The organism is Vibrio chagasii, from assembly GCF_024347355.1.
Lineage (GTDB): Bacteria > Pseudomonadota > Gammaproteobacteria > Enterobacterales > Vibrionaceae > Vibrio > Vibrio chagasii.
The window spans coordinates 979,819-1,002,970 of the sequence record NZ_AP025465.1; the positions used below are offsets into that span (position 1 = coordinate 979,819).

At 45.1% G+C, this 23,152-nt stretch carries 20 protein-coding genes and 1 pseudogene; 16 read left to right on the forward strand and 5 right to left on the reverse strand.

Annotation, left to right across the window (positions count from 1 at the left end; genetic code table 11):
• Nucleotides 1–112 precede the first annotated feature (112 nt).
• The 8 genes and pseudogenes from OCV52_RS25570 to OCV52_RS04515 all read left to right on the forward strand — a co-directional run.
• Nucleotides 113–295: pseudogene (locus OCV52_RS25570) on the forward strand (hypothetical protein); the annotation flags it as partial.
• Between the two features lie 318 nt (nt 296–613).
• Nucleotides 614–1,912, forward strand: a complete 1,299-nt coding sequence (tig, locus tag OCV52_RS04485) for a trigger factor (RefSeq protein ID WP_004739926.1) — start codon at nt 614–616, stop codon at nt 1,910–1,912.
• A 105-nt stretch (nt 1,913–2,017) separates the two neighbouring features.
• Entirely contained in the window at nt 2,018–2,644 is a 627-nt protein-coding gene (gene clpP / locus OCV52_RS04490; protein WP_004736080.1) for an ATP-dependent Clp endopeptidase proteolytic subunit ClpP, read from the forward strand.
• 82 nt (nt 2,645–2,726) lie between these two features.
• The gene (clpX, locus tag OCV52_RS04495) at nt 2,727–4,007 is read left to right on the forward strand and encodes an ATP-dependent protease ATP-binding subunit ClpX (RefSeq protein WP_137407320.1); all 1,281 of its coding nucleotides are present in this window, start codon (nt 2,727–2,729) and stop codon (nt 4,005–4,007) included.
• Nucleotides 4,008–4,139: 132 nt separating this feature from the next.
• Nucleotides 4,140–6,491 (forward strand): endopeptidase La, encoded by a 2,352-nt coding sequence (gene lon / locus OCV52_RS04500; protein ID WP_137407321.1) that lies wholly within the window; start codon nt 4,140–4,142, stop codon nt 6,489–6,491.
• Nucleotides 6,492–6,660: 169 nt separating this feature from the next.
• Nucleotides 6,661–6,954: an HU family DNA-binding protein gene (locus OCV52_RS04505; protein WP_012604504.1), complete on the forward strand. Its 294-nt coding sequence runs from the start codon at nt 6,661–6,663 to the stop codon at nt 6,952–6,954.
• A gap of 220 nt (nt 6,955–7,174) precedes the next feature.
• Nucleotides 7,175–9,040 (forward strand): peptidylprolyl isomerase, encoded by a 1,866-nt coding sequence (ppiD, locus tag OCV52_RS04510; protein WP_137407322.1) that lies wholly within the window; start codon nt 7,175–7,177, stop codon nt 9,038–9,040.
• A gap of 178 nt (nt 9,041–9,218) precedes the next feature.
• Nucleotides 9,219–9,518 (forward strand): ComEA family DNA-binding protein, encoded by a 300-nt coding sequence (locus tag OCV52_RS04515; protein ID WP_061033659.1) that lies wholly within the window; start codon nt 9,219–9,221, stop codon nt 9,516–9,518.
• On the opposite strand, the gene rrtA is transcribed toward OCV52_RS04515, so the two are convergent.
• Nucleotides 9,515–10,057: a rhombosortase gene (gene rrtA / locus OCV52_RS04520; protein ID WP_137407323.1), complete on the reverse strand. Its 543-nt coding sequence runs from the start codon at nt 10,055–10,057 to the stop codon at nt 9,515–9,517. The genes OCV52_RS04515 and rrtA overlap by 4 nt on opposite strands.
• Before the next feature lie 9 nt (nt 10,058–10,066).
• On the opposite strand from rrtA, the gene OCV52_RS04525 reads away from it, so the two are divergent.
• The gene (locus tag OCV52_RS04525) at nt 10,067–10,666 is read left to right on the forward strand and encodes a tRNA-uridine aminocarboxypropyltransferase (protein ID WP_137407324.1); all 600 of its coding nucleotides are present in this window, start codon (nt 10,067–10,069) and stop codon (nt 10,664–10,666) included.
• Between the two features lie 35 nt (nt 10,667–10,701).
• On the opposite strand, the gene OCV52_RS04530 is transcribed toward OCV52_RS04525, so the two are convergent.
• The 3 genes from OCV52_RS04530 to OCV52_RS04540 all read right to left on the reverse strand — a co-directional run bounded on the left by OCV52_RS04530 (nt 10,702) and on the right by OCV52_RS04540 (nt 14,084).
• The gene (locus OCV52_RS04530; RefSeq protein WP_137407325.1) at nt 10,702–12,045 is read right to left on the reverse strand and encodes an anti-phage deoxyguanosine triphosphatase; all 1,344 of its coding nucleotides are present in this window, start codon (nt 12,043–12,045) and stop codon (nt 10,702–10,704) included.
• A gap of 51 nt (nt 12,046–12,096) precedes the next feature.
• A complete protein-coding gene (yfbR, locus tag OCV52_RS04535; RefSeq protein ID WP_137407326.1) occupies nt 12,097–12,681 on the reverse strand; it encodes a 5'-deoxynucleotidase in 585 nt (194 codons plus the stop codon).
• Between the two features lie 170 nt (nt 12,682–12,851).
• Nucleotides 12,852–14,084, reverse strand: coding sequence for a pyridoxal phosphate-dependent aminotransferase (locus tag OCV52_RS04540; RefSeq protein WP_004739935.1), 1,233 nt, complete (start codon nt 14,082–14,084; stop codon nt 12,852–12,854).
• Between the two features lie 276 nt (nt 14,085–14,360).
• On the opposite strand from OCV52_RS04540, the gene OCV52_RS04545 reads away from it, so the two are divergent.
• The 7 genes from OCV52_RS04545 (at nt 14,361) to OCV52_RS04575 (ending at nt 22,073) form a co-directional block, all read left to right on the forward strand.
• Nucleotides 14,361–15,683 carry an isochorismate synthase gene (locus OCV52_RS04545; protein WP_170222436.1) on the forward strand — a complete coding sequence of 441 codons (1,323 nt, stop codon included), beginning with the start codon at nt 14,361–14,363 and terminating at the stop codon, nt 15,681–15,683.
• Nucleotides 15,680–17,404: a 2-succinyl-5-enolpyruvyl-6-hydroxy-3-cyclohexene-1-carboxylic-acid synthase gene (gene menD / locus OCV52_RS04550; protein ID WP_137407327.1), complete on the forward strand. Its 1,725-nt coding sequence runs from the start codon at nt 15,680–15,682 to the stop codon at nt 17,402–17,404. The genes OCV52_RS04545 and menD overlap by 4 nt, the downstream gene beginning before the upstream one ends.
• Before the next feature lie 9 nt (nt 17,405–17,413).
• Complete coding sequence (gene menH, locus OCV52_RS04555) at nt 17,414–18,211, forward strand: 2-succinyl-6-hydroxy-2,4-cyclohexadiene-1-carboxylate synthase (RefSeq protein WP_102423833.1); 798 nt, start codon at nt 17,414–17,416, stop codon at nt 18,209–18,211.
• Nucleotides 18,212–18,316: 105 nt separating this feature from the next.
• The gene (menB, locus tag OCV52_RS04560; protein ID WP_137407328.1) at nt 18,317–19,183 is read left to right on the forward strand and encodes a 1,4-dihydroxy-2-naphthoyl-CoA synthase; all 867 of its coding nucleotides are present in this window, start codon (nt 18,317–18,319) and stop codon (nt 19,181–19,183) included.
• Nucleotides 19,184–19,257: 74 nt separating this feature from the next.
• Complete coding sequence (menC, locus tag OCV52_RS04565) at nt 19,258–20,265, forward strand: o-succinylbenzoate synthase (protein ID WP_137407329.1); 1,008 nt, start codon at nt 19,258–19,260, stop codon at nt 20,263–20,265.
• 52 nt (nt 20,266–20,317) lie between these two features.
• Entirely contained in the window at nt 20,318–21,769 is a 1,452-nt protein-coding gene (gene menE / locus OCV52_RS04570; protein ID WP_137407330.1) for an o-succinylbenzoate--CoA ligase, read from the forward strand.
• Between the two features lie 139 nt (nt 21,770–21,908).
• Entirely contained in the window at nt 21,909–22,073 is a 165-nt protein-coding gene (locus OCV52_RS04575; RefSeq protein WP_004739942.1) for a hypothetical protein, read from the forward strand.
• Between the two features lie 119 nt (nt 22,074–22,192).
• Here the strand turns inward: OCV52_RS04575 and OCV52_RS04580 are convergent, their stop codons facing one another.
• Complete coding sequence (locus tag OCV52_RS04580) at nt 22,193–23,113, reverse strand: YeiH family protein (protein ID WP_004739943.1); 921 nt, start codon at nt 23,111–23,113, stop codon at nt 22,193–22,195.
• Nucleotides 23,114–23,152: the final 39 nt, after the last annotated feature.

Below are 23,152 nucleotides of genomic sequence, written 5' to 3' on the forward strand. Positions count from 1 at the left end.
TTCATCACAGTAATTAGCGGTAGTTTTTACTGAAAATAGAGAGCCAGTAGATGGAGTTAGGTTAAGGCTTTGTAACGGAGATTGTTGAAAAAGTTATCGACTCTGAGGGGTAAAACAAGAGCAAGATCTCTTTTTAAGGTTTTTAGCAAAAAAAGCCCTCGATTCCCTTGAAAAAGTCGCTATTGTCCCCATTTCTGTTGTGCTAAGTGATGTTCTGAACGTTTTTGTATCATTTAGTTGGACGAATTTAGAGCATTCATCATCAAGCAGAGGTGAACGGCTCGACAGAGATTAAACAGATCGCTAGAATGTCGCGTCTAAAATTTCTGTCCTGAGGCTAATCGGAGATACCTTTCTTGTTTCCGAAAACAAGCTTCGCTGCTTTTTATTAGCCAGTGAAAACTTAGCTCTTAACAAGTATGTGAAGATGAAGATATCGCTGATTAGTCTGGTGTTTGGTTGAATGATCAATTCAAACATCAATGCTCGATTTTAAATTAGGTGTTCGGATAGAGCACTACACAAGGATGCAGCCAACAACGCCGGCTTTTGAATTAAAGCCAAGTTACGGCTCATATGCTCAGATTACTGAGCCAGTTTTGAGGTTTATATAATGCAAGTTACTGTTGAAACGCTAGAAGGCCTAGAGCGCCGTCTTAATATTACTGTTCCTGCTGCTAACATCGAAGATGCAGTTACAGCTGAACTACGCAACATCGCGAAAAACCGTCGTTTCGATGGTTTCCGTAAAGGCAAAGTGCCAATGAAGATGGTTGCTAAAATGTACGGCAAAGCAGTACGTCAAGACGTGATGGGCGAAGTAATGCAACGTCACTTCATCGAAGCGATCGTTAAAGAGAAAATCAATCCAGCTGGCGCACCAACTTTCGCACCAGTTGAAAACAACGAAGGCGCTGACCTAGTATTCAACGCAACTTTTGAAGTTTACCCAGAAGTTGAGCTGAAAGGTCTAGAAAACATCACTGTTGAGAAACCAGCAGTAGAAGTTAAAGACGCAGACGTTGAAGAGATGATCGAAACTCTACGTAAGCAACAAGCAACTTGGACTGAAGTTGACACTGCAGCTGACGCTGGTTCTCGTGCAACTATCGACTTCGTTGGTTCTATCGACGGTGAAGAGTTCGAAGGCGGTAAAGCTGAGAACTTCCCACTAGAGATGGGCGCTGGTCGCATGATCCCTGGCTTTGAAGACGGTATCGTTGGTAAAACAGCAGGTATGGAATTCGAAATCGACGTAAACTTCCCAGAAGATTACCACGCTGAAAACCTAAAAGGTAAAGCAGCTAAGTTTGCAATCAAAGTAAACAAAGTTGAAGCTCGTGAACTTCCAGAACTAAACGAAGAATTCGTTGCTAAATTCGGCGCAACTGACGGCGTTGAAGGTCTTAAAGCTGAAGTTCGTAAGAACATGGAGCGTGAGCTTAAGCAAGCTGTTAAGAACCGCATCAAAGAGCAAGCTATCGACGGCCTAGTTAACGAAAACAACATCGACGTACCTTCTGCTCTAATCGATCAAGAGATCGGTGTTCTACGTCAACAAGCTGCTCAACGTTTCGGTGGCAACACTGAAGCTGCTGACCAACTTCCACGTGAGCTGTTCGAAGAGCAAGCTAAACGTCGCGTAGTTGTAGGTCTTCTACTTGGTGAAGTAATCAAGACTGAAGAGCTAAAAGCTGACGACGAGAAAGTTAAAGCTATCATCGAAGAGATGGCTACAGCATACGAAGATCCATCTGAAGTTATTGCTTACTACGAGCAAAACGAGCAAATGATGAACAACATGCGCAACGTTGCTCTAGAAGAGCAAGCTATTGATGCAATCATCGCTAAAGCTCAAGTTTCTGATAAAGAAGTTAGCTTCAACGAGCTAATGAATCAGCAACCTGCTTAATATAGTAATATCTGACGTAGAAGGTTGACGTACGGTCAGCAATTCTGCTAACAATGGTCCGTATGATTTTATCATTCGGGCCATTTATTTTAGGGACATAAGAATATGAGCTACCAAGAAAAAAATACAATGCCATCGATTATGGACGCACTAGTTCCTATGGTGGTTGAACAGACTTCCCGTGGTGAACGTTCTTACGATATTTATTCTCGTCTATTAAAAGAACGAATCATTTTCTTAACAGGTCAAGTGGAAGACCACATGGCAAATCTTGTCGTGGCTCAACTGCTTTTCTTGGAATCTGAAAACCCAGACAAAGATATCTACCTTTACATCAACTCACCGGGCGGTAGCGTAACAGCTGGTATGTCAATCTACGACACAATGCAGTTCATCAAGCCAAACGTGAGCACAGTATGTATGGGTCAAGCTTGTTCTATGGGTGCATTCTTACTAGCGGGTGGTACTCCAGGTAAGCGTCACGTGCTTCCAAACTCACGCGTAATGATTCACCAGCCACTTGGCGGCTTCCAAGGCCAAGCGTCTGATATTCAGATTCACGCGCAAGAGATCCTAACGATCAAACAAAAGCTAAACAAACTATTGGCAGAGCACACTGGTCAGCCTCTAGAAGTTGTTGAGCGTGATACAGATCGTGACAATTTCATGTCTGCTGATCAAGCAGTAGAATACGGTTTAGTGGATTCAGTTCTTAATCACCGCGGTCAATAATTGCAGGGCAATTGTTTGACGCAAAGTGATGCAAATTGATATACACTCAAACCATAGAGAGTAAAGGCTAAGAGGTTAGCGAATGACAGATAAAAGCAAAGAGGGTGGTAGCGGTAAACTGCTTTACTGCTCTTTCTGTGGCAAAAGCCAGCACGAAGTTCGCAAGTTAATCGCAGGTCCTTCTGTTTACATTTGTGATGAATGTGTCGATCTTTGTAACGACATTATTCGTGAAGAAATCAAAGATGTTCTTCCTAAGAAAGAATCTGAATCGCTGCCAACGCCGCGTGAGATTCGTGAGCACCTTGATGACTATGTAATCGGTCAAGAATACGCGAAAAAAGTGCTAGCAGTTGCAGTATATAACCACTACAAGCGTTTACGTAATGGTGATACGACAGCTGAAGGCGTAGAACTAGGTAAGAGTAACATTCTTCTTATCGGTCCTACCGGTAGTGGTAAAACGCTACTGGCTGAAACACTGGCTCGTTTCCTAGACGTTCCTTTCACAATGGCTGACGCAACTACACTAACCGAAGCGGGTTACGTGGGTGAAGATGTTGAAAACATCATCCAGAAGTTGCTTCAGAAATGTGATTACGACGTAGCGAAAGCGGAACGCGGCATTGTTTACATCGATGAAATCGACAAGATTTCTCGTAAAGCTGAAAACCCATCAATCACGCGTGACGTGTCTGGTGAAGGTGTACAGCAAGCTCTACTAAAACTTGTTGAAGGTACAGTTGCTTCTGTTCCACCGCAAGGTGGCCGTAAGCATCCACAGCAAGAGTTCTTGCAAGTGGACACGTCTAAGATCCTATTTATCTGTGGTGGTGCATTTGCTGGCCTAGATAAAGTGATTGAACAGCGTGTAGAAACAGGTTCTGGTATCGGCTTTGGCGCTGAAGTGCGTTCAAAAGACGAAACCAAAACTATTGGTGAACTGTTCACTCAAGTAGAACCTGAAGATCTAGTGAAGTACGGTCTAATTCCAGAATTCATTGGTCGTCTGCCTGTTACGACAACACTGACAGAGCTTGATGAAGAAGCGCTAATCCAAATCCTTTGTGAGCCAAAGAATGCACTTACTAAACAGTACGCAGCATTATTTGAGCTAGAGGATACAGAGCTAGAGTTCCGCGAAGACGCGTTACGTGCGATTGCTAAGAAAGCGATGAGCCGTAAAACGGGGGCTCGTGGTCTACGTTCTATCTTGGAGGGTGTTCTACTAGAAACGATGTACGAACTGCCATCTTCAACTGATGTAAGCAAAGTTGTGATTGATGAGTCGGTAATCAATGGTGAGTCAGAACCACTATTGATTTACAGCAACTCAGATAATCAAGCAGCTGGTGCAGAGTAGGTCTTTTTTAGACAAGTCGCTCAAATTGAAAAAGGAGGTAAGCAATTACCTCCTTTTTTTTATTCTTCCATTGAATCCAGTCGTTTAAGCCCCATATACTGCTTTATAAGTTAAAGCGGAAGAGAGAAATATATGAACTTGGAACGTTCCGAGCGTATCGAAATCCCCGTGCTACCTCTACGTGATGTAGTGGTTTACCCACACATGGTTATTCCATTGTTTGTTGGTCGTGAAAAATCGATTACTTGCCTAGAGTCGGCAATGGAAGCTAACAAACAAGTACTACTTGTTGCGCAGAAAGAAGCGGACACTGATGAGCCTTCAATTGACGACCTATTTAAAGTAGGTACCGTCGCTACCATTCTTCAGTTACTTAAGCTCCCTGATGGTACGGTTAAAGTACTTGTTGAAGGTCAGCAACGTGCAAAAATTCACGAGTTCAAAGAGAGTGAGTTTTTCCTAGCGGATGCCGAATACGTTGTTACCTCAGAACTTGACGAAAAAGAACAAGAAGTGGTTGTTCGCAGCGCGATCAATCAATTCGAAGGCTTTATTAAGCTAAACAAAAAGATTCCACCAGAGGTTCTAACCTCTCTGAACGGGATTGATGAAGCAGCTCGTCTTGCAGATACCATCGCAGCACACATGCCACTTAAACTGGTAGACAAACAGCACGTACTAGAGATTCTAGATGTGACTGAGCGTCTAGAGTTCCTGATGGGCCAAATGGAATCAGAAATTGATATCCTGCAGGTTGAAAAACGCATCCGTGGCCGTGTTAAGAAGCAGATGGAAAAGTCTCAGCGTGAGTACTACCTGAATGAGCAAATGAAAGCGATTCAGAAAGAACTTGGCGAGATGGACGACGCTCCAGACGAATTCGAGACTCTGAAGAAGAAGATTGAAGAGTCAAAAATGCCTCAAGAAGCTCGTGAAAAAACCGAGCAAGAACTGCAAAAACTGAAAATGATGTCGCCTATGTCTGCTGAAGCAACAGTAGTACGCAGCTACATCGATTGGATGGTTGGCGTTCCTTGGGCTAAGCGCTCAAAAGTTAAGAAGAATCTAGCGAAAGCGGAAGAGATCTTAAACGAAGACCACTACGGTCTAGAGCGTGTTAAAGAACGTATTCTTGAGTACTTGGCGGTGCAGAACCGTATCAATAAGCTGAAAGGTCCAATCCTTTGTCTTGTTGGTCCTCCAGGCGTAGGTAAAACCTCGCTAGGTCGCTCTATCGCGGCTGCTACAGGTCGTAAGTACACGCGTATGGCACTAGGTGGCGTTCGTGATGAGGCTGAGATTCGTGGTCACCGTCGTACCTACATTGGTTCTCTTCCGGGTAAATTAATCCAGAAGATGTCTAAAGTTGGTGTTAAGAACCCACTGTTCCTATTAGATGAAATCGACAAGATGTCTTCTGATATGCGTGGCGACCCATCTTCAGCACTTCTTGAAGTACTGGATCCAGAACAAAACAACGCGTTTAACGATCACTACCTAGAAGTAGATTACGATCTGTCAGACGTTATGTTCGTAGCAACGTCTAACTCGATGGACATTCCTGGCCCGCTACTGGACCGTATGGAAGTGATTCGTCTGTCTGGTTACACAGAAGATGAAAAGCTGAATATTGCTAAGAGCCACTTGTTGGACAAGCAAGTTAAGCGCAATGGTCTTAAGCCTCACGAAATTGAGATTGAAGACTCTGCAATCATCGGCATTATTCGTTACTACACGCGTGAAGCGGGTGTACGTAGCCTAGAGCGTGAAATCTCTAAGATCTGCCGTAAAGCAGTGAAGAACATCCTACTAGACAGCGACCTTAAGTCTGTAACGGTTAACATTGATAACCTGAAAGAGTACTTAGGCGTTCAACGTCACGACTTCGGTAAAGCGGATGAGAGCAACCGTATTGGTCAAGTAACAGGCCTAGCGTGGACTCAAGTTGGTGGCGATCTGCTAACTATCGAAACCGAAGCAATGCCGGGTAAAGGTAAACTAACGCAAACCGGTTCTCTTGGCGATGTGATGAAAGAGTCTATCCAAGCTGCGATGACGGTCGTTCGTTCTCGTGCAGAAAAACTGGGTATTAACTCAGATTTCTATGAGAAACGCGACATTCACGTTCACGTACCTGAAGGTGCAACACCGAAAGATGGTCCAAGTGCGGGTATCGCAATGTGTACTGCGCTTGTTTCTAGTTTAACGGGTAATCCTGTGAAAGCTGAGGTCGGTATGACAGGTGAAATTACCCTTCGTGGTGAAGTTTTACCTATCGGTGGCTTGAAAGAGAAACTGCTTGCAGCACACCGCGGCGGCATCAAAACGGTACTGATTCCGAAAGACAATGAGCGTGATTTGGAAGAGATTCCAGACAACGTAATCGCTGACTTGAAGGTGATCCCAGTTCAGTGGATTGACGAAGTACTGAAAGTAGCGCTAGAACGAGATCCGTCAGGGGTCGAGTTTGACGTGAAAAAATAGTGATGCATAGCAAAAATAAGTAAAGAATTACGCTGATAGGCCCGAAAAGGCTTGTCAGCGTTTTTTTTGGACGCTAAGTTATTGATCAAAGCGGCAGCCCTTTTGCAATAAGGGTTGCGGCTAAATTAAAACCAAAATGGAACGTACAGTCATCGAGAAGTAGTCACAGATGACACATAGGGGAAAAACAGTGAATAAAACACAACTAGTAGAATCAATCGCAGAAAACGCAGACATCTCTAAAGCTTCAGCTGGTCGCGCTCTAGACGCTTTCATCGAAGCAGTTGGCACAACGCTACAATCAGGTGACCAAGTTGCACTTGTTGGCTTTGGTACTTTCAGTGTTCGTACTCGTGCTGCTCGTACAGGTCGTAACCCAAAAACTGGTGAAGAGATCCAAATCGCAGAAGCTAAAGTACCTGGCTTCAAAGCGGGTAAAGCACTTAAAGACGCATGTAACTAATTTCTACTGCTGAAACCTCGATTTTAAAGAGGGGAAGGCAGTAAAATGCGTTTACTGTTTGAAAAATGATGTTTCATTCTTAAACAGTATATGTGCGAAGCACATTGAACTAATTTAAATTATGCGCATCCTACTGATGCGCATTTCTTTTTCTGATAATATCGCGTGAATAGATTTTTATTTTGAAGCCAATGCTTCATATCCGGAGAGCACTTAAATTATGATGGATCGATTACGCGAAGGCGTGAATAGCATCGCGGTAAAAATTATCCTTGGGTTGATTATCCTGTCATTCGTATTCGCAGGTGTAGGCAGCTACATCACCGGTGGCGGTAACAACGCAGCAGCTAAAGTTGGCAATACAGAAATCGGTCGTGGTGAGTTCGAACAAGCTTACCAAAACGAACGTAATCGCATGCAATCTCAACTTGGCGATTACTTCGCTCAAATGCTTGCAGACCCTGCGTACGTAGAGTCTTTCCGTAAATCAGTACTTGATCGCATGATCAACGACGTTCTACTTGAGCAGCAAGCAGAGTCTCTAGGCCTACGAATCAGTGATTCTCAAATCCGTACAATGATTCTAGAAATGCCTCAGTTCCAAACTGCGGGTCAATTCGACCAAGAAGTTTACCAAGCAGCACTACGCCGTGCAGGTTTCAGCGCAGAAAGCTTCGCTGAATACATGCGTCGTGACCTAATGCGCAACCAGCTTGTGACAGCACTTCAAGGCAGTGAATTTGTTCTTAAAGGCGAAATCGACACACAAAGCAAGCTAATCGCTCAAACTCGTGACATTCGCACAGTGACTCTTTCTGTTGCTGACCTTGCGAAAGACGTTGAGCTAACTGATGAGCAGATCGAACAGTACTACACTGAAAACCCTCTAGCGTACACTCGTCCAGAGCAAGCTAAAGTGTCTTACATTGAACTTTCTGCTGAAGCACTTAAGTCACAGCTAGAAGTGAGCGACGAAGAAGCACAAAAATACTACCAAGAACACTTAGACAAGTACTCAACGGCAGAGCAACGTAAAGTGAGCCACATTCTTGTTGAAGGCGACGACGAAGCAAAAGCTCAGTCAATCCTAGACGAGCTAAATGCAGGCGCTGACTTTGCTACGTTAGCAGAAGAGAAATCTGACGACTTCGGCAGTGCAGATGTTGGCGGTGACTTAGGTTGGATCGAACGTGATGTGATGGACCCAGCTTTCGAAGACGCAGCTTTCGCTCTTCAGAATGTTGGTGATACAACTGGCCTAGTTAAGTCTGACTTCGGTTACCACATCATCAAGCTAGACGAACTAAAAGCGCCTGAATCTCAGCCATACGCAGAAGTAGCGGCAGAGATTAAGCAAGAACTTCTAGACCAACACGCAGTAGACCAGTTCTACGAAATGCAAACTGAGCTAGAAAAAGTAGCGTTTGAATTCCCAGACTCGCTAGACGATTCTGCAGAAGCTATCAATGCTAAGATCACAACAACTGATTTCATCTCTCAAGCTGATGCTCCAGAAGTTCTGATGACGCCTGCAGTTATGCAAGCTATCTTGAGCCCTGAAGTGAAAGAAGATGGCCTAAACTCTGAAGTTATCGAAGTGGCTCCTGAGCACGTCATTGTTGTACGTGTTGAAGAGACTCGTGACGAGACGGTTCTTCCTCTTGAAGAAGTGAAAGATCAAGTTGTGGCTGCGCTATCTGCTGTAAAAGCGGAAGAGCAAGCTGTTGAGCTAGGTGTTTCTCTAGTTAACGATCTTAAAGCTGGTAACGAAGCAGTACTAGCGGACAACAACCTTGAGTTCACAGAGCTTGAGACGATTGACCGTAACTCTCCACTAGCGGCTTCTGTATTTGCTCTAGCGAAGCCAGAAGAAGGCAAAGTGGTATTCGGCCAGTCTAAAGACCAAAACGGCAACATCGTTGTTGTAGAGCTGTCTAAAGTAACGGCTGAAATTAACCCTGCATACAGCACTCAAATTGGTGCTCAGTTGGAGCGTGTTGGTAACCAGCAAGATCTGACTAACGTATTAAACGTACTACGCAAAAACGCAGACGTTGAATACTACGTAGTAGGTCAAGGTCAGTAATCATCAATTGTCTTGCTAGTTAGCCACAACTCATATTTGTGAGCCAACAAGCAAGCTGATGAAAATAAGATGTATAACAAAGCGGGTCACTTAGGTGACCCGCTTTATTTTTATCTGGCGCTCATGTTATCTCTTGCTGTAAACGCATAAGTTACCTTTTTTCACAAAGGAATGGATTATGCGCACTCTATACTCAACACTACTTCTTTCACTTCTGATGTTTTTAAGCCCTACAGCACTCGCAGACAGCCCAACTAAGGCTGAGCTTTATGATGGCATTGAGGTTACGGTAAACATTAATACCGCGACCGCAGAAGAGCTATCAGCGTTACTGGTAGGTGTGGGTGATAAGAAAGCCAAAGATATTGTCGACTATAGAACTGAGAACGGTGCATTTGCTACCGCTGACGATTTGGTGAGTGTCAAAGGGATTGGTGAAGCAACGGTTGAGAAGAATCGCGAAAGAATACAGCTTTAGTTCGTTTTTTTGCTCAATACCAATGAAATGATAGCTAGGAAGCCGCCTGCCAGTGCACCTGCTAGGTGGGCTTCAATAGCCACTCTCGCGTTAATTAGCTCACCAGTCGTGCTGGAAGGGCCTACAAATTGCTCCCAAGCGATTTTAGCGACTAATCCTGATACCAACAGCCAACTAGATTTCCTGCCGTTTAAAGCCTCTCTGAGCGCGAATAAGCCAAACAATCCATGCAGTGTTCCTGATAAGCCTACATAAATCTGAATGCTTGAAAGCAACAAAGCCAATCCAGTGATTAAACTGATCATAGCTAACGCAGAGATCAGTTGTTTTCGCGTGGGTTGAAACAGATAACTGATGATCCACAAGCCTGCTAGATTCATTAGCAAGTGTGAGTAGTTGGTATGTGAAAAGTTTCCTGTTAGGATCCGCCACCATTGTCCATCGACAATCGCACTTTTATCCCAAACGACCCAAGCCTGCACTGGCTCTAGTTGGAATATGACGCATAAAAGTGAAGTGAAAATTAAAACAGGGTACACATTACATCCATGTCTCGTTATTGCCCCCAATGCAGCAAGGCGTTGAAAGCTTGTATTTGTCATTGGGTTACACCACTAGAGTCGAACGTTGAGCTTATCATTCTTCAGCACCCATCAGAAGAGCATCGTCCGATGGGAACCGCGCGTATCCTCTCGTTATCTTTAAAAAATAGTGTGACGATCGTCGGTGAAGATCTTTCAGACAATGAACAACTGAATGACATGCTGGCTGATACGCAATATCAGCACGTGATTTTGTACCCGAGTGAACACTCTGCGCCAGTTGAATCTGTAACACGCCCTAATAAAAAGCTACGTGTGATTTTATTGGATGGGACGTGGAAGAAAGCATTCAAGATGTGGCAAGTGTCGAGTAACTTGCATGCGTTGAACACGGTCCACTTACCAAAAGATCTCAAGGGTAATTACCGAATCCGTAAAGCGCCAAGTGAAAATAGCTTGTCGACTGTAGAAGCTGGGTACCATTTACTGAGCTTGTTAGAAGATGGCCGAGATTTCAGTCCGTTGCTAACGGCATTTGACCAAATGATTCAGTTTCAAATCAATCAAATGCCGCCGGGCGTATTTGAGAAAAACTACTTAGCGTAATCTCACTAATACTTATCTAAGTATTGCGAGTAAGTCTAGAACTCTGTATGTGCTGAAAACAACTGTTGGTGCATCTTCTGAGCCAGGTCATCGGTCATTGATGAGATGTAATCGGCGATCACGCGCATCTTTCTGGATCCATCTTGATGTTGTAGCCATTGCTTCTTGATGGGCAGTGGCAACAGGCGTTCAGGATCGGCGCTGAAGGCTTCAAACATATCCATGATGATCTGCTGACCTTTGTACTCAATAACTTGAACCTGCGGCACTTGAATCACGAATTCGCTGACGAAGTGTTTCAGCTTGTCGAGGGTAGCATCCATGCTTGGCTCCAATACGGCATTGTAGGCAAGCAGTGCGTTCTCAAAACTTTCATCAACAGGCTTAATCGAGATACTCGTCAGCAGCGCGTTAACAATCCCACCAATGGCATCTTTTCTGCGGTACTGCTCGCCAGAGAATAACATCTCTGTGATGGAATCTAGATGTTCACAAATCCATGGATCAGCCATCTCTTTTAACTGCGGATAAGCAGATTCAACCCACTGCGCTTTAGTCACTGAACCAAGCACAATCGCATCTTCCAGATCATGCACGCCATAAGCGATGTCATCGGCAAGCTCCATGATGGAACAGTCGAGTGACTTATACTTAGTCTTGTTATGCTCTAGTGGCTCTGTGTGCGACTTTCTTTTCTGTTTGAGAAGCTGTTGGTCGTTCGCTGAGAGTGGTTCAAGTACCCAGTTGAATAACTCTTCGTCATGATCGTAGATACCTTTCGCTGGCATCCAGTCTTTGGCACGAAGTTGTCGCTGGTGCTTAACGGGTTCAGGTTGTTCTTTTGCCTTCACTTCACTGAGTAGTGAAGGGTACTTGATTAGCCCTAACAGGGTACGTCGAGACAGGTTCATCCCGTGGTGCTCTGTGTAAGGTTCTAGCTGGGTGACAATGCGAAAGGTTTGCGCATTGCCTTCAAAGCCGCCGTGTTCGCGCATCATATAGTTGAGTGCAACTTCACCGCCATGCCCGTATGGCGGGTGGCCGATATCGTGAGCCAAACATAAAGAATCAATTAGGCTATCTGAAGGCAGAAGGTCTCGAAACTCAGGTTGCTTTTTCTTGAGCTGCGCGACAATACCAGTGCCAAGCTGCGCTGCTTCTAGCGAATGAGTTAAGCGCGTGCGGTGAAAGTCATTAACCGTGGTGCCGTGCACTTGAGTTTTAGCTTGTAGGCGACGGAAAGCGGCAGAGTGCAGTACGCGTGCTCGGTCTCGCTGATAGGGGCTGCGGTGATCATCACGTCTTATTTTGTGTTCATCGTCATTTCGATGTTGCCACTCTTGTTCGAGTACAAAAGAGGATTCGAGTTGAGAATTCAAAATATCACCTATCAAATTGATTTTATTTAATTACAAGCAACTTATACCTGGCTAGCTTATCTCGTCTAGTGATAATTCAAAGCTTGGGGCAAAGGTGGTGAGAAAGTAGTCCATTTCCGGGCTTTTTCGCTGTGCGAGAGTTTCTTCTAGCCGACGTTTGGCTTGCTCATACTCATGGTTGCCAGCGCTGAGCTCTTCTAAACATTTTAGATACGCACAGATAGTATCGGCTTGTTTTACGATGTTCTGCTCTTCTTTACTGGCAGTGCCGGATATTAAGAAGGGGGCGAAATCATCTTGAAACTCTTCTGGCAGCATCGAAAGTAGCCTTTGCTCTGCAGCTGCTTCTATCTTCTTATACTCTTGAGCGATATCTGGGTTGTAGTATTTGACGGGTGTAGGCAGATCCCCAGTCAGTACTTCACTGGTGTCATGGTACATCCCGATTAGGGCAATGTGTTCTGGGTTGAGTTTGCTATCAAACTTTTTGTTTTTGATAAGCGCCAAGGCATGGGCGACGAAAGCGACCTGTAGGCTGTGTTCTGAAATGTTCTCGCTTGAGACGGAGCGCATCAGAGGCCAGCGTTGGATAAGCTTCATGCGTGCGAGATGGGCGAAGAAATGGCTCTGTTTCATAAATGTCCTATCTAGAGAGTGCTCCACTCGTACTTTTTGTTTGCCACAAACTGCACGAGACAGCGGATACAAAAAAGGCTCCTAAACTGGAGCCTTTTAAGCATAGAAGTGAATGAATACAAGTTAAAGTCTTTTAAAACAGCAAATTGTAGCCATCTTTCTTGTGCTCATTAACCTTCGATGAGGTCGTCTTGATTGTAAGTCTGCAAGAAGCGCTCTAGGCGACCAATTGCCACTTCAAGGTCTTCAATATGTGGCAAAGTCACAATACGGAAGTGGTCAGGCTTAGGCCAGTTGAAGCCAGTGCCTTGTACTAACAGTACTTTTTCTTGCTTAAGGAAATCGAGTACGAACTTCTGATCGTCTTTAATGTTGTACATCTCGGTGTCGATCTTCGGGAACAGGTACATCGCGCCCTTTGGCTTCACACAAGATACGCCAGGGATCTTGTTAATCAGTTCCCATGCTCGGTCACGTTGCTCAAGCAGACGGCCGCCTGGCAGAATCAGTTCATTGATACTCTGATAGCCACCCAATGCCGTTTGGATAGCGTGCTGCATTGGTACGTTGGCACACAAACGCATAGATGCAAGCATTTCTAAACCTTCAACATAACCTTTGGCTAAGTGTTTAGGGCCGGTCAAGAACATCCAACCACCACGGAAACCACAAACACGGTAAGCTTTAGATAGGCCGTTGAACGTTACCATCAGTACGTCTTCAGCTAACGTTGCAACAGAGGTATGTACAGCACCGTCGTAAAGGACTTTGTCGTAAATCTCATCAGCGAAGATGATTAGGCCGTGTTCACGTGCAATCTCGACAACTTGCAGTAGGAAATCACGGCTGTAAACCGCACCTGTAGGGTTGTTCGGGTTGATAAGAACGATGCCGCGAGTCTTCGGTGAGATCTTTGCGCGCATATCATCCAGATCTGGGTACCAGTCTGCATCTTCATCACACATGTAGTGAACCGGAGTACCACCAGAAAGTGCAACAGACGCTGTCCATAGTGGGTAGTCTGGAGCGGGAACTAAGATTTCATCACCATTATCCAGTAGCGCTTGCATAGACATAACGATAAGCTCTGAAGCACCGTTACCAATGTAAACGTCTTCTACGTCAAGATTACGTAGGCCTTTTTTCTGGTAGTGTTGAACAACCGCTTTACGGGCTGAATAGATACCTTTTGAGTCGCAGTAACCTTGAGATGTCGGCAGGTTACGGATTACGTCAACAAGGATTTCATCAGGGGCGTCAAAACCAAATGGGGCGGGATTACCAATATTAAGCTTTAGTATTTTATGCCCTTCTTCTTCCATGCGCTTAGCATGTTTGAGTACAGGCCCCCTGATTTCGTAGCATACGCTGTTGAGTTTTGACGACATCCCGATATTTTGCATTGCCGATTTCCTGAAATTAATTTAAATACTTTATTAAAGTACCGCAAAATGACGTTTGATAGAATAAAAATCTGATGAATGTCGCATTTCAGTGTCACGTTTGGTCTTTTTGTTGTCACCCTTTTCTAAGTTTTAATTCATCGCTTTTATGGTTATTGTCTAAAATGATAGAGGGGCTCGCTTAAAGTCACAGGGATGTTGAAAAGATATCGGACATTCTTGATCTAAGTGGGTGCTACCCATAAAGTATCAAACTAATATAATAAGAATTTAGATGTGAACGAGGTCGATTTGTCACATTTCCAGCAAACTATCTCCGCTTTGATTGAGCGAGTACAAAATGCCCAAGCAAGCGAAGTTCGTTGTGTTGAAGTTCTCACGCAAAAACCATCGTTTGCATTTATCGAATGGCTTCATGCTCAACCGCTTTTTCCTAAGTTCTACTGGCAGTCACGCGACACTCGTGAAGAGGTGGTTGCGCTTGGCCAGTTACACACATTTTCAGATCCAGCACCCGCGTATGCGATTCTAGGTGAAGACCAACGAATCTGGGGTGGACGTTCATTTGACGGCCACACTGAAAAAAATCGCCGCTGCATGGAATCTTTCTTCTTTCTACCTCAGATTGAATTGATCCGCTTTGACGACACTTGGTCGCTGGCGGTTAACTTGTCCCCTGATCGTGTTGTTTCTATTAATGCTTTGAATAAGCTATCCGTAGAAGCCGCGATATTGGCGCCTTTGTCTGCCCATATTGAACAGATAAACCACGTTCCAGAAAGAGAACAGTGGGGCGGGTTGGTTGAGAAAGTACTGAAAGGCATTAGCGACGAAGAGTACAAGAAAGTGGTTTTAGCGCGAAAAACCACGCTACAACTTGATGCACCTATTTGTGCGGCTCAATTCCTTAAGGCTAGTTACCTGCAAAACCACCATAGTTTTCACTTTATGTTGGTACTGGATTCGAAACACAGTTTCATTGGTTCGACGCCAGAGCGCTTATACAGCCGTCATGGCACCGAGCTTGATACCGAAGCGCTCGCTGGCACCATTGGTCGTGGTGAAAACGCGACCGAGGATATGGAGCTAGCCAATTGGCTTTCTCAAGACACTAAAAACCTCAATGAGAACCAATATGTGGTCGACGATATCATTGAGCGTCTAACGCCTCATTCACAATCCGTACACGTAGAGAAAGAAGCGCGTCTGGTTCGTCTGCGTAAGGTGCAGCACCTAAAACGCAATATTCACGCGCAGCTTAATAACGGCGTTAATGGCGTTCAGTTGCTTGCCGCTTTACAACCTACAGCAGCAGTAGCAGGACTACCGCGTAAAGAAGCAATGGACTTCATTCTTGAACACGAACCGTTTGCTAGAGGCTGGTATGCCGGCTCTGTCGGTTACATCAGTCATCAACGAGCGGAATTCTGTGTGGCGATTCGAAGTGCATTGATTGTAAACGATCAAGTACAGCTATTTGCAGGTGCTGGGATCGTGCCTGGATCGGTAGCTGAAAATGAGTGGCAAGAACTGAATAAGAAGATGTCGACCTTGCTTAGCCTAATCTCTGATCACCCACCATTGGGTGTGGCATCATGAGTCACGACCAAGCTGTATTAAACAGAGTTTGGTGTAACACATTACTTGAAGAGCTTGTCCGCAGCGGTGTTGAACATGTTTGCATCGCTCCAGGCTCTCGTTCAACACCATTAACACTCGAAGCCGAAGCTAACTCTAAGCTAACCTTACACACGCATTTTGATGAGCGTGGGCTTGGCTTCCTGGCTTTAGGCTTAGCTAAAGCGAGCAACAAGCCAGTTGCGGTGATTGTTACGTCTGGAACTGCCGTAGCTAACCTTCTACCAGCGACCGCTGAATCTGGATTAACGCGAGAAAAGCTAATCTTGCTTACCTCTGATCGACCGATTGATTTAGTCGACTGTGGTGCTAACCAAGCGATTCAGCAGCAGGGTATCTTTTCGTCTCACGTTGAAACGGCACTAAACCTTCCAAGCCCAACGACACAAGTTTCTTTGAATTGGCTTTTGACGTCGGTTGATAACGCACTGGCGAAACAGCGCAGCGTCGGTGGGGCTATTCATATCAACTGTCCGTTCCCAGAACCTCTTTATTCCGCTAATAGCGCTGAGATGTATGCGGATTATACAAAGAGCGTGGCAGCTTGGAGAGCTTCAACCAGCCTTTACTCGAACACTTATTTACCGAGCCATTTAAACGCTCAGCCTGTTTCAGCAAGTGATTATGTCGCTCGTAAAGGCGCGGTGATTATTGGTTCTATCGAGAATGAAGCTGCAATTAAAGCCAAGCAGTTTGCGTCAGCTTTGGGCTGGCCAGTTCTCTGTGACCCTCAATCGGGTGTCAGCAGTGACTGGAAGCACTATGATTTATGGTTGCAAAGTGACACAGCCAAAGCACAGCTTAGCCAGTGTGACTTTATTATCCAGTTTGGTGAGCGCATCGTTTCTAAGCGTCTTAACCACTGGGTAAAAGGGCAAGCTGCTACATTTTGTTCATCGCAGTACATCGTTGTTTCACCAGATGCGCATCGTATTAATCAAGATCATCTGCCTCAAACTCACATCGTCGCTGATATCGAATATTGGTTATCAGAGCAGCATCTACCGACGCTGTTGGGAGAACATGCTGGTTGGGCGGCACCTTTGGCGGAAGTCGCGAACACAGTTCAACAGTTGGCATTGGCACAAATCTCTAATAATGATCAACTTACAGAGTTGAGCGTCGCCGTTGACTTGTCGTCTAGACTTAAAGGCAGAGGGTTATTTGTGGGAAATAGCTTGATGGTAAGGCTGGTGGATATGTTGTCATCAATATCTGCGACTCAAGTGTACAGCAACCGAGGTGCGTCGGGCATTGATGGCTTGGTGGCAACGGCTGCGGGCGTGATAAAAGCTAACCAGAATCCTTTGATGATGCTGATTGGCGACACCTCTTTGTTGTATGACCTCAATTCGCTGGCGCTACTCACTCATAATACAACGCCAATGGTTATTGTGGTTACTAATAACGATGGTGGGGCGATTTTTGATTTGTTGCCGGTACCTGAGCAACAAAAACAGTCACTTTATCAGATGCCTCATGGTTTCAGCTTTGAGCATGCCGCCGCACAATTCAAGCTCGATTATGCTGCCCCTGAAACCCTTAACTGTTATCAAACGCTCATCGAAAAACATTTCGAACAAGGTCAAGGTACTTTGCTCGTGGAAGTTAAGACGCCTCCCGAACAAGCGTCTACTTTGCTGAAGCAATTCAGCTCAATGCTCACCGAGGCATTAGCCTAAGGACTTTACATGCTTTACTCCAATTACTACCCAGCTGCACAAGTACCTTCTGACAAACCTTTGCTTGTTTTTTTACATGGTTTACTCGGAAGCGGGGATGATTGGAGTGCATGCCACCCCTTCCTCGAAGATTTTCCTCGTCTTTGCATAGATTTGCCCGGACACGGACAAAGCCGCTTTATCGACCCTGTAGGCTTTGATCATTGCTGTACCAAGATAGTTCAGTGCATCACTTATCAATTGGCAGCGAACGATCTTCCTGCCGATTATCCTATCGTGGTGATTGGGTATTCTATGGGGGGAAGACTTGCAATGTATGGGGTGACAAGCCCTTGCTTTGAAACTCTTAACCTAGAGAAAGTCATCATCGAAGGTGGCAACTTTGGCTTGGAGTGTGATGAAGAAAGAGCACAAAGGTTAGTACATGATACGCAATGGGCCGTTCGCTTCGCGCAGCAGTCGATTGAAGATGTTTTAGACGATTGGTATCAACAAAGCGTCTTTTCTTCACTAAATCATGAGCAAAGACAAACTTTGGTCATAAAGCGTAGTGGTAACCTTGGAGTATCCGTAGCAAATATGTTGTTATCTACTTCGTTAGCTAAGCAACCGGATTTACGTGCCACATTAAAATCTCATGAGCATCAATTGCATTATGTGTGTGGTGAAAAAGATCGTAAATTCATGGAGCTAGCTGAGAATAGTGGCTTTGAATATAGTCAGGTTGATTACGCTGGTCATAATGTTCATTTTGAACAACCAGAAATGTTTTCAAACTTGATTATCCAATGTATCGCTAGTCGTTGATGAACTGACTGAGCGAGTCTCTCGTATCAAGCGCTATAGAAAGCAGAGCAACACCGTCGCGACTCTACGCTAGTCGCGCTCTCTAATAGAACAATGGGAATCACCATGGCTAAAACAGTAGGCATCACAGAAGAAGAACTTTACGCAGCCGTTAACTGGCGCGATGAAAGCAGTCAATATGAAGATATTCAATACCACAAGTCTGATGACGGTATTGCGAAAATCACGATTGCTCGCCCTCAAGTGCACAATGCGTTTCGTCCACAAACCGTAAAAGAGATGATCAATGCACTGGCCGATGCTCGTTATGACGAGAAAGTTGGCGTAATCATTTTGACGGGTCTTGGTGAGAAGGCGTTCTGTTCTGGTGGTGACCAAAGTATTCGTGGTGACTACGGCGGCTATCAAGATGATTCAGGTACACACCACCTAAACGTGCTTGATTTCCAACGCCAAATCCGTACTTGTCCTAAACCAGTAATCGCAGCGGTATCTGGCTGGGCTGTAGGTGGTGGTCACGTGCTTCATATGATGGCTGACCTTACTATTGCAGCAGACAACGCTCAATTTGGTCAGACTGGTCCTAAAGTAGGTTCGTTCGACGGCGGTTGGGGTGCTTCTTATATGGCTCGTATCGTTGGTCAGAAGAAAGCGCGTGAAATCTGGTTCCTGTGCCGTTTCTACGATGCTCAAGAAGCATTGGATATGGGCTTGGTGAACACGGTTGTGCCTGTCGCTGATCTAGAAAAAGAAACCGTTCGTTGGTGTCGTGAAGTTCTGCAACACAGCCCAATGGCGCTACGTTGTCTAAAAGCAGCGTTGAATGCTGACTGTGATGGCCAAGCAGGTCTGCAAGAGCTAGCAGGCAATGCAACCATGATGTTCTACATGACAGAGGAAGGCCAAGAAGGCCGCAATGCGTTTAACGATAAACGTCGACCTGATTTCGACAAATTCCCGCGTAACCCATAGTTTTATCCTCTTCAGAATGAGTCGCTAAATAGCGGCTCGTTTTGTTTTAATGCTCCCGTTTTTTAGGAAACCTTATGAATTCAATGAATTCCCAGCGTCACGCTAAACTGTATCGTTATCAATTACCTATGGATAGTGGCGTGGTGCTGCGTGATAATAAGTTGAACGAACGTGTTGGCTACATTATCCATCTTGAGTGTGATGGTAAGTCTGGTTTTGGCGAAGTCGCACCTTTACCGGGCTTTAGCCAAGAAGATGCCGATCAAGCCGGTATTCAATTGCAAAACGAGCTAGAGCTTTGGAGTCATAACAAACCTAACACCCCATTCGATGAGCTTTATCCGTCAGTGGCGTTTGGTTTTTCGATGGCGTTGATGGAGCTTCGAGGCGATCTCAATGCGGAAGGCAACTACCAAGCTGCGCCTCTATGTACCGGTGATCCAGATGAACTGATCCCAGTGCTTAATGAGATGGAAGGTGAGAAGGTCGCTAAAGTCAAAGTTGGCCTTTACGAAGCGATCCGTGATGGCATGCTAGTTAGCTTATTCCTAGAGTCGATTCCTGATTTAACGCTAAGGCTTGATGCTAACCGAGCGTGGAAGCCTGAAAAAGCGAAGCAGTTCATTAAATACATTTCGCCGTCACTTCGTCAGCGCATTAGCTTTATTGAAGAGCCTTGCCAAAAGCCAGAAGATAGCTTGGCCTTTGCCATCGACCATGGCGTAGCAATTGCTTGGGACGAAACACTGCAAGAGGCGGTGCGCAATCCTGAGTTTGATTTAAGTGATTTAACTGGCGTTAAGGCTGTGGTAATTAAACCAACCTTAATCGGCTCGGTAGAGCGTTGTGTGGCAATTATTGAGCGTGCACAGCAACTTGGTATTAAGCCTGTTCTAAGCTCAAGTATTGAGTCGAGCCTTGGCTTAACTCAGATTGCGCGATTGGCACAGCAGTACTTGCCTAATGAAGTGCCGGGGCTTGATACGATTGGTTTGTATCAACAACAGCTTGAAGTGCCATGGCCAGGTTGCCAACTTCCTGTTGCGACTCTTGAACAGCAGCAGCTGATTTGGTCTTCATAGCCCGATTGTTCGGTTGGCTCAATCAGTTTTCAATCTTTAACTTGGTTATCTTATGATGCGCCCACAATCTAACCATCACCCGCTCTGGGTACAGTGGGCGCAGCAGAACCCACATCAAACAGCATTCGTTACTCCAAACTACGCTTATACTTGGCTGCAAGTTGTGGCGTTAGTGAGTGATTACCAACAACAGTTATCTGAACAGGGCCTCTCGGAAGGCGATGTGTTGACCATTGTTGGTAAGAACCAAGTCGAAGTGATCCCCGTTTATCTAGCGGCACTGAACCTAGGCGTGCTTTGCGCATTCACCATGCCTCAACCTTCAGCTCGCTTAACGCAAAAGCTTGAATCGCTTTATAAGCCGTCGGCTAGACGTTATTTATGGTTGCTAGAGAGCAGTGGTTTAAATCAATCAAACCTTGCTGAACCAAACACTCCGTTACTTACATTGCCTTGTTTGAGTGATTTGAATGTTGATAAAAAACTGAATGTTGATGACAAACTAGCAGCAACGTTAGAACTTTCCTGTTTCAGTCCTCAAAACCTCGCGAGTATCGTATTTACTTCAGGTTCTACCGGAAACCCTAAAGCGGTGGCTCACACACTTGAGCAGCACCTATATTCAGCTTCCGGATTACTGGATGCCTTCCAATTTAAAGGCAGTGATACTTGGCTACTGAGTTTACCTATGTACCATGTGTCGGGGCTGGCGATTGTTCATCGTTGGCTCGTTGCTGGTGGCTGTATAAAAATGGGCATTGGTCAGCTTGAATCCGATATCAAGGGCTGTAGTCATGCTTCGTTGGTCGCTACTCAGTTACATAGGATATCAAAGAGTAAGCAAGCACTTACTTTAACTCATGTGCTGTTAGGTGGGAGCCATATTCCAGAAGCGCTTGGTCTTGAAGCTCAGCAAATGGGGATTGAGACTTGGCTTGGTTATGGCATGACGGAAGCGGCCTCAACGGTGACTGCAAAGCCTGTTGATGCGAGCAGCACTGCCGGTTTTTTGCTGAATCATCGTCAATTGAAAATTGAAAACCAACGTATCTATATTGGAGGCAATACCCTCGCTTCTGGTTACTACTATCAAGGTACTTTAACCCCATTAATGGATGAGAATGGCTGGTTTGATAGTAAAGATCTTGGGCAATGGGATGGTGAGCAAGTGTCGATTATTGGTAGAGCTGACAATCAGTTTATTTCTGGCGGTGAGAATATTCACTGTGAAGAAATTGAGCGAGCACTCAGTCAACTTCCTGAGGTTAAGCAAGCCTTTATCATACCCGTTGAAGACAGTGAATTTGGTTTTAGACCCGTTGCAATTATTGACTGTGATGAAATGCCAAGCAAAGTGTGGTTTGCCGAACAGCTACAAGGAAGTCTGGAGCGCTTTAAGTTCCCTATCGACTACTACCGCATGCCAGAGCAAGAACAACTGGGCATCAAGGTATCGAGAGCGGGATTAGCGCAGTGGCTGTTGCAACACAAAAAATCAAAATGATAGAAATGGAGATTTTAATCTGTTTAGTCTCCGTTTAGCAGATTTGGACATTAGATAGTTCAAAACAGAATTTATTGTATTTATAACCATCCATCATAATAAGCCATATAAATAACGGATTATAGAATAAGGTCTTATTATGAAAATTGCCCTCATCATTGCAGTGTTACTGCAGATAGGCCAAGCCATCACATCGTCAGGGCTGACGCGTTCGTTAGCTGAACTTACTGCATTTGTGTTAGTTGTGGTATTGGTTTTGATGAAAAGAGAGAGCCAGAAGAGTGATAAGCCCCTGTTTGAATAGCGAATTGGTCGAAATGTATCAAAAACGATAAAGGCAAAGCCCATATAAGCTTTGCCTTTTTATTTCCTGTTTCGATCTTCGAGCTTAGTGAGCTTGTTAGAGATTTAACTCCCTAGAGGTTATGCGAGGGTCAACCACGCTAATGAACCTGTAGAGATCATCACCCACATCGTAATACCAAACATCAACGGTTTTGGTCCCGCCGCTTTCAGTTTCTCTACAGAGATACCGCAGCCAATTAAGAATAGGCACACAACCAATGCACGCTTAGACACGTCAAAGATGCCTTGGTATACCACTTCAAACTGTGGCAATAAGTCGCTGACTGCGATAGCCGCGCAGTAGAAGAAAATGAAGTAAGGCACGGTAATCTTCTTTTGATCACTCTTGAAGATCATTGCGCTGACCAACGCGATTGGGATGATCCATAGTGCACGAGCGAGCTTAAGTGTGGTCGCGGTTGTCAGTGCTTCTTCACCATATGCAGAGGCAGCACCAACAACTGAAGAAGTATCGTGAATCGCGATGGCAGCCCAGGTACCGAACGTTTGTTGGCTCAATTCAAGTGCATGACCAATCATCGGGAATAGGAATAGTGCTACAGAGTTCAATACAAAGACGGTAGCCAATGCTAAACCAATCTGTTCGTCTTCTGCTTTGATTGCTGGAGCGACCGCAGCAATCGCACTACCACCACAAATGGCAGTACCAGAAGAAATTAGGTAACCAGTAGTACGGTCCAGCCCCATACGTTTTGCTAAGAACCAGCCAATAACCAATGTGCCGATGATAGTGGTAATGATCAAACCAATACCGTCACCAGTCACCGCTAGCGCCTTCTCAAACTGAATGCCAAAGCCCAAGCCGACAATGGAGTAGGCCAGTAGCTTTTTAGTGATTTTGCCAACCTCTACGTTTTCAGGCACTAAGCCTAAGCTTGCAAGCAGAAAACCGACAACCAGCGCGGTAGGTGAACTTACCCATGGAGTTAAACAAAATAGAGCAGCGAGATAAAATGGAATGGATTTATTCATTTTCATTATATTGTTTTTATCGTTTCTGGTTATGGCAGCGTAGCG

Coding starts and splice junctions, on each gene's coding strand:
- menC (WP_137407329.1), top strand. CDS start 19,258: ATGAATTCAATGAATTCCCAGCGTCACGCTAAACTGTATCGTTATCAA.
- OCV52_RS04525 (WP_137407324.1), top strand. CDS start 10,067: ATGTCTCGTTATTGCCCCCAATGCAGCAAGGCGTTGAAAGCTTGTATT.
- menB (WP_137407328.1), top strand. CDS start 18,317: ATGGCTAAAACAGTAGGCATCACAGAAGAAGAACTTTACGCAGCCGTT.
- OCV52_RS04505 (WP_012604504.1), top strand. CDS start 6,661: ATGACACATAGGGGAAAAACAGTGAATAAAACACAACTAGTAGAATCA.
- lon (WP_137407321.1), top strand. CDS start 4,140: ATGAACTTGGAACGTTCCGAGCGTATCGAAATCCCCGTGCTACCTCTA.
- menD (WP_137407327.1), top strand. CDS start 15,680: ATGAGTCACGACCAAGCTGTATTAAACAGAGTTTGGTGTAACACATTA.
- OCV52_RS04575 (WP_004739942.1), top strand. CDS start 21,909: ATGAAAATTGCCCTCATCATTGCAGTGTTACTGCAGATAGGCCAAGCC.
- tig (WP_004739926.1), top strand. CDS start 614: ATGCAAGTTACTGTTGAAACGCTAGAAGGCCTAGAGCGCCGTCTTAAT.
- OCV52_RS04540 (WP_004739935.1), bottom strand. CDS start 14,084: ATGCAAAATATCGGGATGTCGTCAAAACTCAACAGCGTATGCTACGAA.
- menH (WP_102423833.1), top strand. CDS start 17,414: ATGCTTTACTCCAATTACTACCCAGCTGCACAAGTACCTTCTGACAAA.
- ppiD (WP_137407322.1), top strand. CDS start 7,175: ATGATGGATCGATTACGCGAAGGCGTGAATAGCATCGCGGTAAAAATT.
- OCV52_RS04580 (WP_004739943.1), bottom strand. CDS start 23,113: ATGAAAATGAATAAATCCATTCCATTTTATCTCGCTGCTCTATTTTGT.
- menE (WP_137407330.1), top strand. CDS start 20,318: ATGATGCGCCCACAATCTAACCATCACCCGCTCTGGGTACAGTGGGCG.
- yfbR (WP_137407326.1), bottom strand. CDS start 12,681: ATGAAACAGAGCCATTTCTTCGCCCATCTCGCACGCATGAAGCTTATC.
- clpP (WP_004736080.1), top strand. CDS start 2,018: ATGAGCTACCAAGAAAAAAATACAATGCCATCGATTATGGACGCACTA.
- OCV52_RS04515 (WP_061033659.1), top strand. CDS start 9,219: ATGCGCACTCTATACTCAACACTACTTCTTTCACTTCTGATGTTTTTA.
- clpX (WP_137407320.1), top strand. CDS start 2,727: ATGACAGATAAAAGCAAAGAGGGTGGTAGCGGTAAACTGCTTTACTGC.